The organism is Pollutimonas bauzanensis (assembly GCF_900129885.1).
Taxonomy (GTDB): Bacteria; Pseudomonadota; Gammaproteobacteria; order Burkholderiales; family Burkholderiaceae_B; genus Pollutimonas; species Pollutimonas bauzanensis.
Map to the genome: position 1 here is coordinate 77,727 of NZ_FQXE01000015.1, position 12,591 is coordinate 90,317.

14 protein-coding genes and 1 pseudogene are annotated in these 12,591 nt (G+C 57.0%); 6 read left to right on the top strand and 9 right to left on the bottom strand.

What is annotated here, in order from left to right:
- The first annotated feature begins 24 nt into the window (after positions 1-24).
- The 3 genes from BUB23_RS21600 (at position 25) to ppk2 (ending at position 3,486) form a co-directional block, all read left to right on the top strand.
- Entirely contained in the window at positions 25-1,122 is a 1,098-nt protein-coding gene (locus BUB23_RS21600; RefSeq protein ID WP_073107777.1) for a carboxynorspermidine decarboxylase, read from the top strand.
- 41 nt (positions 1,123-1,163) lie between these two features.
- Positions 1,164-2,450 carry a saccharopine dehydrogenase family protein gene (locus tag BUB23_RS21605; RefSeq protein ID WP_073107780.1) on the top strand — a complete coding sequence of 429 codons (1,287 nt, stop codon included), beginning with the start codon at positions 1,164-1,166 and terminating at the stop codon, positions 2,448-2,450.
- Between the two features lie 127 nt (positions 2,451-2,577).
- The gene (gene ppk2, locus BUB23_RS21610; protein WP_073107782.1) at positions 2,578-3,486 is read left to right on the top strand and encodes a polyphosphate kinase 2; all 909 of its coding nucleotides are present in this window, start codon (positions 2,578-2,580) and stop codon (positions 3,484-3,486) included.
- A gap of 94 nt (positions 3,487-3,580) precedes the next feature.
- Here the strand turns inward: ppk2 and BUB23_RS21615 are convergent, their stop codons facing one another.
- Positions 3,581-4,696, bottom strand: coding sequence for a DUF1615 domain-containing protein (locus BUB23_RS21615; RefSeq protein ID WP_073107786.1), 1,116 nt, complete (start codon positions 4,694-4,696; stop codon positions 3,581-3,583).
- 133 nt (positions 4,697-4,829) lie between these two features.
- Here BUB23_RS21615 and BUB23_RS21620 point away from each other — a divergent pair, with 133 nt between their 5' ends.
- Positions 4,830-5,738 (top strand): LysR family transcriptional regulator, encoded by a 909-nt coding sequence (locus BUB23_RS21620; protein ID WP_073107788.1) that lies wholly within the window; start codon positions 4,830-4,832, stop codon positions 5,736-5,738.
- Here BUB23_RS21620 and BUB23_RS21625 read toward each other — a convergent pair.
- From BUB23_RS21625 to BUB23_RS21650, 6 genes are read right to left on the bottom strand one after another with little or no spacing between them, the layout of a single operon-like run.
- Positions 5,728-6,450 (bottom strand): amino acid ABC transporter ATP-binding protein, encoded by a 723-nt coding sequence (locus BUB23_RS21625; protein ID WP_073107791.1) that lies wholly within the window; start codon positions 6,448-6,450, stop codon positions 5,728-5,730. The two genes, BUB23_RS21620 and BUB23_RS21625, sit on opposite strands and share 11 nt — an antisense overlap.
- A gap of 3 nt (positions 6,451-6,453) precedes the next feature.
- Positions 6,454-7,152, bottom strand: a complete 699-nt coding sequence (locus tag BUB23_RS21630) for an amino acid ABC transporter permease (RefSeq protein WP_073107794.1) — start codon at positions 7,150-7,152, stop codon at positions 6,454-6,456.
- A gap of 7 nt (positions 7,153-7,159) precedes the next feature.
- On the bottom strand, positions 7,160-7,858 hold the full coding sequence (locus BUB23_RS21635) for an amino acid ABC transporter permease (RefSeq protein WP_073107797.1): 699 nt from the start codon (positions 7,856-7,858) through the stop codon (positions 7,160-7,162).
- Positions 7,859-7,882: 24 nt separating this feature from the next.
- Positions 7,883-8,713, bottom strand: coding sequence for an ABC transporter substrate-binding protein (locus BUB23_RS21640; RefSeq protein WP_073107800.1), 831 nt, complete (start codon positions 8,711-8,713; stop codon positions 7,883-7,885).
- Between the two features lie 26 nt (positions 8,714-8,739).
- The gene (locus tag BUB23_RS21645) at positions 8,740-9,963 is read right to left on the bottom strand and encodes an aminotransferase class I/II-fold pyridoxal phosphate-dependent enzyme (RefSeq protein ID WP_073107803.1); all 1,224 of its coding nucleotides are present in this window, start codon (positions 9,961-9,963) and stop codon (positions 8,740-8,742) included.
- A gap of 4 nt (positions 9,964-9,967) precedes the next feature.
- Positions 9,968-10,639: an RraA family protein gene (locus tag BUB23_RS21650; RefSeq protein ID WP_073107806.1), complete on the bottom strand. Its 672-nt coding sequence runs from the start codon at positions 10,637-10,639 to the stop codon at positions 9,968-9,970.
- A 503-nt stretch (positions 10,640-11,142) separates the two neighbouring features.
- On the opposite strand from BUB23_RS21650, the pseudogene BUB23_RS21660 reads away from it, so the two are divergent.
- Positions 11,143-11,323, top strand: a pseudogene (locus BUB23_RS21660) (transposase domain-containing protein); the annotation flags it as partial.
- An 81-nt stretch (positions 11,324-11,404) separates the two neighbouring features.
- Here the strand turns inward: BUB23_RS21660 and BUB23_RS21665 are convergent.
- Positions 11,405-11,785, bottom strand: coding sequence for a PIN domain-containing protein (locus BUB23_RS21665; protein WP_073107809.1), 381 nt, complete (start codon positions 11,783-11,785; stop codon positions 11,405-11,407).
- Positions 11,782-11,988, bottom strand: coding sequence for a type II toxin-antitoxin system VapB family antitoxin (locus BUB23_RS21670; RefSeq protein WP_073107812.1), 207 nt, complete (start codon positions 11,986-11,988; stop codon positions 11,782-11,784). The genes BUB23_RS21665 and BUB23_RS21670 overlap by 4 nt, the downstream gene beginning before the upstream one ends.
- A 311-nt stretch (positions 11,989-12,299) precedes the next feature.
- Here BUB23_RS21670 and BUB23_RS21675 point away from each other — a divergent pair, with 311 nt between their 5' ends.
- On the top strand, positions 12,300-12,587 hold the full coding sequence (locus BUB23_RS21675; RefSeq protein ID WP_073107815.1) for a co-chaperone GroES: 288 nt from the start codon (positions 12,300-12,302) through the stop codon (positions 12,585-12,587).
- The last annotated feature ends 4 nt before the right edge of the window (positions 12,588-12,591 follow it).

Consider the following 12,591-nt stretch of genomic DNA (forward strand, 5'->3'; position numbering starts at 1 on the left):
TTTCACCCCGTACCCTGTCAACACATGATCCAGACACCCTATTACCTGATAGACAAAGCTGCCTTGCTGCGCAATCTGCGGATTATCGACTATGTTCGCGAGCGCTCGGGCGCAAAAGTGCTATTGGCCCTGAAGTGCTTTGCCGCGTGGTCTGTATTCGACCTGATGAACAAGCACATGGACGGCACGACTTCATCATCGCTATATGAAGTCAAGCTGGGCCGCCAAAAATTTGGCGGTGAAACGCATGCTTATAGCGTTGCCTTTGCAGACCACGAGATCGAAGAAGCGGTGGCTCACTGCGACAAGATCATTTTCAACTCGATCAGCCAGTTCGAGCGCTTTCAATCGTTTGCCCATGGCAAACCCAAGGGCTTGCGCCTTAATCCAGGGATCAGCTGCGCCAGCTTCGACCTGGCGGATCCGGCGCGCGAATTCAGCCGCCTGGGCGAAGGCGATCCCGCGCGAATCATGTCCATCATCGACCATCTGGACGGCGTCATGATTCACAACAATTGCGAAAACAACGATTTCGCGAATTTCGATGACCTGCTCAGCCAGGCGGAGCAGCGCTATGGACACGTATTGCAGCAATTGAGCTGGGTCAGCCTGGGCGGCGGCATCAGCTTTACCTCGCCAGGCTATCCCCTGGATGCTTTTTGCGACCGTTTGCGCCGCTTCGCGCAAACCTACGGCGTCCAAGTCTATTTAGAGCCCGGCGAAGCCACTGTGCGCCACAGCACAACGCTGGAAGTGAGCGTGCTGGACACCGGCTGCAACGGCAAAAACCTGGCGGTGGTGGACAGCTCCACCGAAGCGCATATGTTAGATTTGCTGATCTACCGGGAAACAGCCCCAATTGGCGGGCCTGCGGGCGACCATCATTACATGATTTGCGGCAAGACCTGCCTGGCCGGGGATATTTTCGGGGAAGCCCGTTTTCAGGCTCCCCTGCAAATCGGCGATCGCATCTCGATCGGCGACGCGGGCGGCTACACCATGGTCAAAAAGAACTGGTTCAACGGCATACACATGCCGGCCATTGCCATCAAAGAGCTCGATGGCAGCATGCGCGTGGTGCGCGAATTTTCTTTTGAGGACTACGTCAGCAGCCTGTCCTGACACCCGGTTAGTCCATTTTCCTGTACGAGAGAGGTAGAACAATGAAACGAAATGTCCTTATCATCGGCGCCGGCGGCGTGGCTCATGTTGCGGCGCATAAGTGCGCTCAAAATAATAAGCTTCTGGGCGATATTCATATTGCTTCGCGCACGCTGGCCAAATGCCAGGCCATTATCGATTCGATCCACGAAAAAGGCAGTTTGCAAAGCCCGGGCCGCCTGCAAGCTCATCAACTCGACGCGATGGATATCGAGGCTACCAAATTCCTTATCCGGGCGACCCATAGCCAGATCGTGATCAATGTCGGCTCTCCCTTTCTGAATATGTCAGTCCTGGCCGCGTGCATCGAAACCGGCGCCGCTTACCTGGACACCGCCATACACGAAGATCCCGCGAAAGTTTGCGAAGCGCCGCCGTGGTATGGCAATTATGAATGGAAGCGGCGCCAGGCCTGCAAGGACGCCCGTGTGACCGCCGTGCTGGGTGCGGGTTTCGACCCCGGCGTGGTCAATGCCTATGCGCGTTTCGCCCTGGACACCTACTTCGACGACGTCGAGTCCATCGATATCATCGACATCAATGCCGGCAACCACGGCCGTTACTTTGCCACCAATTTCGATCCGGAAATCAATTTCCGCGAGTTCACCTCGACAGTCTGGTCATGGGAGCAGAATCAATGGCGGGCAAATTCGATGTTCGAACGCCGGCAAGACTGGAATATGCCGGTCACGGGCATGAGCACCACTTACCTGACCGGCCACGACGAACTGCACTCGATGTCGCAAAACCTGGGGGTGCCCAACATCCGTTTCTGGATGAGTTTCAGCGAGCATTACATCAATGTATTCACCGTCTTGAACAGCCTGGGCTTGTTGTCCGAAAAACCTGTACGCACAGCCAAAGGCGTCGAAATCGTTCCCCTGGAAGTGGTCAAAGCGGTGCTGCCCGACCCTGCCTCGCTGGCGCCCGCCTACACCGGAAAAACATGTATTGGCGATCTGATCCGGGGTACCAGGGGCGGACAAGCACAGCAAGTGCTGATCTACAACAGCTGCGACCATGAAGAGTGCTTTGAAGAGGTCGGCAGCCAGGCCATTTCGTATACGGCCGGGGTTCCCGCGGTGGCCGCGGCCATGCTGATTGCCAAAGGGTCATGGGACATCGGTGAAATGGCCAACGTCGAAGAACTGGACCCGGTGCCTTTCATTGAGTCGATGAACCGCATGGGGCTGGTGACGCGCATTCAAGACGCGCACGGCGACCGTATCCTGCGCCCGCGCCAGGAATCCATCTATGAGCCCAAGCCGAGGATGCTCGTCAATTATTGACGATTGCTTTTTTTGCGGCGTGGCGCGCCCCAGATGTTTCCCAGGCCGCTGGTTATATATATGTCATATAACTTTGATAGAGTGCCTGTTGCCCCCTGCAATGCGTTCTTGAAAGAGTGGTTTCCCCATGACGGACAATTTATCCGAACATATTCCGCGGCTTTATGCCGACATGATCGACAGTTTCGACGAAGAGCTCGAAATGGAGATGGACGACGACCGGCTGGAGCGTCTGCTCTCGGGGGACGACCGCCTGGCCGACAGCATGGACCGCCGGGTGTATTTCCGCGAGTTGCTGCGTCTGCAGGGCGAACTCGTGAAGCTGCAGGATTGGGTGGTGGCCAGGAAGCTGAAGGTCGTCGTGATTTTCGAGGGGCGCGATGCTGCCGGCAAGGGCGGCGCGATCAAGCGGATCACGCAGCGCCTCAACCCGCGGGTTTGCCGAGTGGCCGCCCTGCCGGCGCCGAACGACCGGGAACAGACCCAGTGGTACTTTCAGCGATATGTATCCCATCTGCCGGCGGGCGGCGAAATCGTTCTGTTCGATCGCAGCTGGTACAACCGCGCGGGTGTCGAGCGCGTGATGGGCTTCTGTACTGACGAGCAGCACGAGGAATTCTTTCGTGACGTGCCCGAATTCGAGAAAATGCTGGCTCGCTCGGGCATTGTGCTGATCAAATACTGGTTCTCTATCAGCGACGATGAGCAGCACCGCCGGTTTCTGATGCGCATGCACGACCCGCTGAAGCAATGGAAGCTGTCGCCCATGGACCTGGAATCGCGCCGCCGCTGGGAGGCTTACACCAAGGCCAAGGAAGAAATGATCGAGCGCTCGCACATCCCCGAGGCGCGCTGGTGGATAGTGGAAGGCGTGGACAAGAAGCGCGCCCGCCTGAACTGCATATCGCATTTGCTGACGCAGATCCCTTATGATGAAGTGGCGCACGAGCCCATCACCTTGCCGGCTCGCGAACATCATCCGGATTACACGCGCAATCCCTTGCCGTCGGAGATGTTCGTACCCACGCTTTACTGACCGGACCGCCATGGAGCGGCGGCGCCTCGCGGCGTCTGCACAGCCTTTCCGTGCAGATCCAGCGAGAACGCGCCAGACATCGGTCACCGGGTATTTAGCGCGCCATGCATCGCTTCCAGCGGTCGTACACCCGATTGGCGAACCACGCGGTCGTCAGCTTGCGCGTGATCTTAGGGCTCTCCAGCTCGATGCCCGGCAATACCGCGCGCGGCAGGCGCCTGCCCGCGTCTTTGTCCGCCAACTCGAACACGCGCCGGTACAGCCGCGTTTCTTCGAATTCCAGGGTATCGCCTTTTTCCAGCGCCGGCCGTATCCGGGCATCGTCGATGTCCAGCCGCCGCCGGACGGCGCGCACCGCTCTCTCGGTGCTGCTGGGATCGGCCGTCCCGCGTATCAGCAAGTCGCCGTCCAGCGCCAGCTCGATGCCCGACAGGCGGCTGACTGCGGCCTGGAATGCCGCATTGCGGCTGGCATACCAGCCCGCGTTGAAATCGCCGAACCGGTACAGCACTGAATCGTAGTTCGCCGGATACCCCAGCAGGTGGGCAATGCCGAAGTACATGCCGCCGCGCCGCGTGAAGACTTCGCGGCGGATCGAATCTTCGACGGCATAGGGATAGTCTTGCGCATGCGCCTGGGCAAAGGCGACGCTCACTTGCATCGGGCCGCCGGTACGCACCGGGTTGAGCCCGCCGAACAGCTGCCGGCCCATGGGCACCATGCCAATGAGGTCTTCAAAGATCTCGCTAAGCTGCTTTTCAGTGCGCACCGTGTCCAGCCGCTGCTTGTAGGTCCTGCCGGTAGGCGATTTCACATTCAGCGCGGCATTCACCAGGAATGCCGGCACGTGCATGGCCTGCCTGCGGCGCTCGACCTCGCGCCGCGCGATATCCGGCAGGCCCGGCACCGCCGGGTCGGCGCGAAATGATGATTCCTGCCCGGTGGTGGCCAATACGGCGCATAAATTGCTCTGGCTGGCGTCCAACCCTTGCGAGGCGAAGGCCACGGCGATATCGCGCGCCCACCCATCGCGGTCGGACAGTTGCGCCGGCAGCAAGCGCCGCAAGTCGGCGCGCACTTCGCTGACGCCGGGGGCGTGCCTTTCGGGAGTCCGGGTGGCGCAGCCGGCCAGCAGCGCGAGCAGCGCCGCGCCCGCCCAATGGATATGGCGCAATCGGAAGCTGGAGAAGGCGGAATCGCAAAAACTCATTTCGTATCTATAATAAATTTTCGTCGGATGACACTCATACCCGGTTTGCCGCAACACCTGCTCATCGATCCGGGCAGCGCAACCGTAGCAGAGCAATTCGCTCCATCATATTCCAGAGGACCTTCCCCAGACCATGCTTACCTTCAAGCAAATAGAGGCGCTTTACTGGGTCGTGCAACTGGGCGGGTTTTCCAAGGCTGCGCAAAAGCTCAATACGACGCAATCAGCAATCACCAAACGGATCCAGGAGCTCGAGTCCGATTTTGATGTCAGGATTTTTGATCGCGCGGGCCAGAAAGCATTGCTGACCCGAAAAGGGCAGGAGATCCTGGATCTTGCGTCGCAGCTTCTGTCGCAGCGCGACCTGATGCTCATGAAGGTCAAAGGTTTTCACACGTTCTCAGGCGTATTGCGTTTGGGCATCACCGAAATCACCGCCATGACTTGGCTGCCCGACATGATCCAGCAGTTGCGCCTGCTCTTCCCCAAATTGATCGTCAGCCCGAAAATCGGGATGGCCGCGGAACTGCAGCAGCACCTTCTGGGAGGCCAGCTGGACATGGCTATGCTGCACGGAGAGTTGCGCCACCCCTCGTTCGAGTCGCAGCCATTGGCCACGGTCCAGTTTGCCTGGGTTGGCAGCCCGAGCCTGGTGTCGGCTGATATCATCTATTCACCAGAAGACATCTCGAATATGTCTCTGATCAGGCAAGACATCGAATCGGGCCTCAATCTCATCTACGATGAGTGGCTGGCCCCTTACAAAGCCAAGTCCAATTTGTTCACCATCAACAGCCTGCTTGCCATGGTAGGCCTGACAGTGGCCGGATTCGGGATTTCCTGTGTGCCCATCGATTATTTCCGCAATTTGGTGCAGGCCGGAAAGCTGGTCGTCGTGCAAACAAGCAAGCCACTGCCCGAGTCGAATTACTGCGCGATGTATGCAAAGGATGGAAGCAGCGTGTTCTATGGCGAAATAGTGGAAATTGCCCGGGCTACATGTAATTTCTCCATACCCTATGGCAGCGGGATCAGTGCCTGATATCGGCCAGGAATTTCTTTGCGCGATCCGTTTGCGGGTTGGTAAAGAAGTCGGCGGGCGGCGCCTGTTCGACGATCTTTCCGGCATCCATGAACCAGACCATGTCCGCCACGTCTTTGGCAAAATTCATTTCATGCGTGACGCAGACCATGGTCATGCCTTCCATGGCCAAGCCCTTCATCACCTGCAGCACTTCGTTGACCATTTCAGGATCGAGCGCGCTGGTGGGTTCATCGAACAGCATGATGCGCGGCTTCATGGCGAGCGCGCGCGCTATGGCGACGCGCTGCTGCTGGCCGCCGGACAACTCACCGGGAAAGGCATTGGCCTTGTGGGCGAGCCCGACCCTTTCAAGCAGCGCCTGCGCATGTTCCTCGACATCGCGCTTGCGCGCGCGCTTGAGCATGATAGGCGCCATGGTGAGGTTATCGAGCACATTCATGTGGGGGAATAAATTGAACTGCTGGAACACAAAACCGATATGGCTGCGCATTTCGTCTATCGAACCGCAATCATGGACATCGGTTTTATCGATGAGTATCTTGCCTTCCTGTATGGGTTCGAGCCGGTTGATAGTGCGGATGAGCGTCGATTTTCCGGATCCGGACGGCCCGCAGACGACCAGCACCTCGCCCTGAGTGACTTGCGCGCTGATGTTTACCAGCGCCTGGTAGTCGCCATACCACTTGCTTACATTCTTGAATTCAATCATTTTCTATCCTTGTGCTGCCAGTATCCGGCTATTGGCGATACGTGTCTCCACCAACTTCACAAGCCCCGTCAGGATCAGGTTGAGCGTGAAGTAGGTCAGCGCAAGCAGGCCGAACACCTCGAAGGGTTTGGTAAGCAGCATATTGTTGATCTGCGCCGCCGCAAAAGTGAGCTCATGCACGCTGATGACAAAACCCAGGGACGTTTCTTTTACCGTAGAGATGAACTGGCTGAGTATGCTGGGTATCGTATTGAAAAGAGCCTGGGGCAGGATTACCTTGCGCATGGTCTGTATATAGCTCAGGCCCAGGGAACGGCCCGCTTCCAGCTGACCCGCGGGCAGCGCCTGGATGCCGCTGCGTATGATCTCGGATATATACGCGCTTTCGTAGAAAACCAGCGCTACCACCATGGTCGTGCCGCCCGCCACGGGGCGGTTGATCACGATGGGCACGAAAAAGTATGCCCAAAAGATGAACATGATCAGCGGCAAGCCCCGCACGATATACACGATGACCGTGGCGGGATAATAAAAAACCTTGTGCGAGCTGATGCGCCCGAGCGCAAGAAGAATACCGAAAGGACACGCGAGCAACAGGCTGCTCAGGGCGAGGCCGACGGTGGCGACCAGGCCGCCCATGTCGCCATTGGGATATTGGCCCACGAGCAGCAGCAGCCAGTTATTCGAGAGGATATCCAGCATGGGAAGTCTACCTGGCGCGGAACGCAGAACGTTTTGACAGATAAGCGCCGACGAACATCAGCACCAGGGAAATGGACAGATAAATAACCGTGACGACCAGATAGACCTCGAACGTCTTGAATGTCGCCGACTCGATTTCACGTCCCGCTCCCGTCAGTTCGATCAAGCCTATCGCCATCGCGAGGCTGGTGTTCTTGAAAAGCAAAAGCGTCTGGTTGGTCAGTGTCGGAATGGAAATAATGAAGGCTTGCGGCAGGATTACCTTGCGCATGGAGCGCAGATAGCTCAGCCCCAGCGTCCGGGAGGCCTCCATTTGTCCATGAGGTATGGAGCGTATCGCGCTTCGGAGGTCTTCCGATACATACGCGGCCGTTACCAGCCCGATCGCTATCGTCGAATAGAAAAACTCGCCGCCCAGGAAGTTGATCCGGTCGTTGATAAAGGCGGGCACGATGGCCGCTATGCCGAAGTACCAGAGCAGGATATGCACCAGCATGGGCACGTTTCGATGAAATGCAATGTACAGGACGATGAGGTAGTCCAATACTCTGATTTGAAGCGTGCGCAGCACGGTCAGCAGGCTGCCCAGCGCAAAGGCGATCAGCCAGGCGAGCGCGGTCATCTCCAGGGTTGTCGCAACACCCCGGAGAATCAAGCCAGGATAGCCATTGCTCAGTAACGACGCGAAATCAAGTGTGTAGTTCAATGCTCAAGCACCCTGGAATTCCGTTCAGCCTTTGATTTCTTCAAGCTTGAATTCACGCTTGCTATAGAAATCCGTGTCCTTGCCGAACCATTTCTCGAAGATTTTCTCGCCCTCGCCGGAAGCCTCCAGGCCGGCGAACGTGTCATTGACCTGCTTCAACAGCGCTGTCTCGCCTTTGCGAATGCCGACGCCCCAGGGTTCAGTGAAGAGAGCCTTGTCGAGAATGTCGAGCTTGACCGGGGTACTTTCGGATTGCTGCTTGAATTTGAGCAGCATCAGCTCGGACCCTACGAAACCCGATACCTTCTGTTGCTGAAGCGCCAGGAAGGCGGTAGGAGGATCTTTGAACGTGACGGTGGTGACGTCGGGAATCAGCCGTTTTGCGCCAGCTTCGGACGACGAGCCGCTGACCGCGCTCACACGTTGCCCGGACAGGTCGGCAGGTGTCTTGAACTTGTCGGCATCGCTTCGGCGGATCAGGATTTTTTGCGGGCTCACATAATCGGCATAGCTATAGTCGATCTGCTTTGCGCGGTCGGGCGACCAGCCCAGATTGGCGGCCACGACGTCGACGCGGCCGGCAACGAGCTCGGGAATCCGCGCCGCCACCGAAATCATCTTTATCTCGAGCTTCACGCCAATATGATCGGCAATCTTCTGGCAGAGATCGACTTCATAGCCAACAACCTTGCGCGTGGCGGGATCCTGGAAGCTGAACGGCTCCGAGGTGCCCAAAGTGCCGCATACGAGTGTGCCGCGATCCTTGACGGTGTCCAGGACGTCGGCATGGGCTGCGCCAGCGATGCCAAGCGACAGGATAAAAGGCAGTGCCTTGGCGAATGTTTTCAGTTTCATGGTTTTATCTCCGTTGATAAGGGACGCTACTTGAGTTGACTGCATGCTTCCGACAGCTTCTCGCAGCCAGCCTTGATCGTTTCCAGATCGGTTGCAAAGCTGAGGCGAATATATCCAGGCACGCCGTACGCCGTGCCGTCCAGCACGGCGACACCGGCAGCGTCCAGAAAATAATGGACAACATCGAGGTCGTTGCCCAGGGTTTTGCCCTGAGGCGTGGTTTTTCCGATCAAGCCCTGAATATCGGGAAACACATAAAAAGCGCCAGCGGGCCGGGGGCATGTCACGCCCGGGACCTTGCCCAGCAGATCTACCATTGTGTCCCGTCTCGTCCTGTAGAGCGCGGTGGTATCCCTGACGCAGGACTGGTCGCCAGACAAGGCGGCGGCGGCCGCCTTCTGGCTGATTTCGCTGGCGCAAGACGTCGTTTGCGAGATCAGGGTGGCAATGGCCTTGATCAGGAAGGAAGGCCCCGCGGCATAGCCGATGCGCCACCCTGTCATGGCATAAGCTTTGGACACACCATTGATCAGCAGCGTCCTGTCGCGAATTGCGGGGTCGACCGCCAGCGGGGACACATAATCCTGTTCGTAGCTGAAATGCTCATAGATCTCGTCTATCATCAGCAGCACTTGGGGATGACGCTCCAGCACGTCCAATATATCCCCAAGCTCGGTTTCGGTATATAGCGAGCCGGACGGGTTGTTGGGACTGTTGAGCAAGAGCCATTTGGTTCTGTCGGTGATCGCCGCCTCGAGCGATTCAGCCGTGATCTTGAACCCATTGTCCCCGCTCGTTTCCAGAATCACGGGCTTGCCGTCGTTCAGCAACACCATGTCGGGATAGGACACCCAGTAAGGTGCGGGGATAATGACTTCGTCGTCTTTGTCCAGCGTGACGGACAGCGCCGAGAAAATCAATTGCTTTGCGCCGGTGCCCACCACCAATTGGTCCAGGTTGAAGTCCAGCTGGTTTTCGCGCCGGTATTTTGCCTGGATGGCCAGCAGGAGTTCTTTGATACCTGATGTCGCGGTGTACTTCGTGTATCCATTCCGGATCGCGTCCATGCCCGCCTGAGCGATATGGGCTGGCGTATTCAGGTCGGGCTCGCCCAAGGTGAAATCAATGACCTGCTTGCCTTCGGAACGCAATGTATCCACTTTCTTCTTCGCCATCATGCTGGCCGAAGGCTTGATGAGCTGCATTCTTTTGGCAAGATATGCCGGGGCAAAGTTTTGTGTTGTGCTCATATCGTCAAAGGCCCTTCGCGTTCAAAACAGATTGCAGCCAGCTCTGCTCGACGCTGCCAGTCGATATTTCATCCATGATCCTGGCTTCTTTCTCGGCATGCGCATTGCCCGCCCTGATCAGTTCATCGGCCAATGCAGGCGGGAACGCCACAATGCCGTCTTCGTCCGCCACGATGACATCTCCCGGGCTGATCACCTGGCCGCCGATACTCACAGGCACATTGACCGCGCCAGGGCCGTCCTTGTAGGGCCCCCGGTGCACATTGCCCCTGGCATAGCACGGGAAGCTGTCCTGTTCGAAGGCAGCGACATCCCGTATGGCGCCGTCCACGATCAGACCAGCGCATCCTTGCTGCTGAAGATACTTTTTCATGATCTCGCCGACGCAGGCATTCGACAGTTCGCCGCCCGCATCCACCACCAGCACATGCCCCTTCTTCAATAAAGTCATGGCCTTGTAGATGAACAGGTTGTCGCCCGGGCGAGTCCTGACCGTCAGCGCTGTGCCGACAAGCTTTCCGGTTCTGTTGTATCGCTTCAACCCCACCACACCGACCTGGCGGTGAAGGTTGTCGCTAAGGTGCGGGGTAACCATAAGATGTAGCGATGCCCTCTTGTCGGCCTCCAGAACAGGCGCCGAGGGGTGGATTTCAAAAGAATGGGCTGGTTGGGTCATGTGCATACTCCTTGAATGCATGGTACATAGGAGGGTCACTTCGACAAATAGAATAAAACTCTGGTTTTGTTATTCCAACAAGGAATATAACTTCCCAACGCGATCCGAGGCGTTTTCCGGCTCTTCAAAGACTTTACTTATCAAATAGTTGCGCGCATTTCATAAGCGCTCGAACACTATGGGCGGGTATTGCCACCGTGTTCTATTTTGGTGCACGCCATATCCGGCCTAGGGGAAAGTCCGTAGGCCTTATCTCTGCGGCAGCAGCCCAAGCCGGCGCCGCGGCATCCGTTATCCGGGAGGTTCAGCCCGGAAATGGACTCATGCCAAGATAAGCCGCCGTGCCTGGGCTGGCCCGGACGATGCCGAACCCATTCGGCGCGCGCTGATCGAAGCGCGTGCGACCGGAGAGGCGTCGCTGCGTGACCGCTTCGAACGGGCAAAGAAAGACGGCGATCTGCCGGGGGCGGCCAACTGTGCTGCGCTAGCTGCATTCGTGTGCACTGTGCTCGGGCCGACGTGCGGCGGCCGTCATGAGCCTGATTCAATCGGCCCAACTCAACGGTCACGACCCGCAGGCGTATCTGAAAGACGTACTAAGACGTACTATCGCGCTTGCCCATGCATCAGGCCAGCGCCATCAACGAGCATCTGCCACATAACTGGCAACCGGCCACATCCTGATTTACTAAAAACGCCCGGCAAAGCAGGCGTCAAGGTGTAATGGCCGGAACCTTGCCTTATACACGCTGCGGATTGCCAAACTCAGTGAGTAGCTGGCCGGTGCATCACTCCAAAGCGTTCTGCCAAGGCTGAAAGGCGCTTATCCAATGTCCAGAGCTCTGTTTGTGGCGTCATCATGGTCGAAGCCAAGAGCAGCACATCAACCAGCCCGCAGCCTAAACCGTAAAGTTTTTCGGATTCAACGAAGTCCAAGGTTTCTTTCAGGGTTGCTTGTTGGGAGTGCTGTAGGCTATCGAGATCGACCAGAATACGTGCCCGATTGGGTGGGGTTCCAGAGGCCAATTCACCAAGAACCATGGGATGCACCATTACACGATCGCGCTCCAGCAAATAGACCAGTCCCTGATTCCCGCGCCGGAAGTGATCGACCCATACCGAAGTATCAGCCAATACACCATTCATGCTTCGGCAGGCTCTTGTCGACGGCGCGGTATATCGGGCATATGAGGCGCTGCGCCCCCGAGAGCCGCAAGCCGTTTCGCAGACTGAACTCGCACGTACGTCTTGACCGCTACACGAATAAGATCGGCTTTTTCGATACCTGGGTCGGCTACTTGCAGCGCTCTTTCAAACAACGCATCGTCAATCGTTACTGTAGTTCGCATTTGTTGCCTCCATTAATCCTGCATCAACATATGCATCACATTACATCAAAACTCTGTTTGCGCCTGCGTTTCCTTGTGTGCGAGCACCGTGGACAACCTGAATCGATACCGGAGTTGCAAACTGAGTGACGTAATTTGCAAACTGAATGACAATCGACAACGACAGCAGATAATGCGAAATGTAACAAAACCGCCTACCCCCTTGAAGATCCCGACTTCGTCCTTATAATTAGCACTCGTAGTGGTTGAGTGCTAACGCCACACCTAATCCGTATTCATTTTTATCAATAGACATAAACAGGAGTTCCTTCATGGCACTGCGTCCTTTGCACGATCGCGTGATCGTCAAACGTCTTGACAACGAGCGCACTACAGCCTCGGGTATTGTTATCCCTGAAAGCGCCGCTGAAAAGCCCGATCAAGGTGAAGTTATTGCAGTCGGTCCCGGCAAGAAAACCGAAGACGGCAAAGTGCTTCCCGTTGACCTGAAAGCGGGCGACAAGGTTCTGTTTGGCAAATACGCCGGTCAGTCGGTCAAGATCGATGGCGAAGAATTGCTCGTCATCCGCGAGGACGAAATCCTCGCCGTGGTCCTGTAACTAC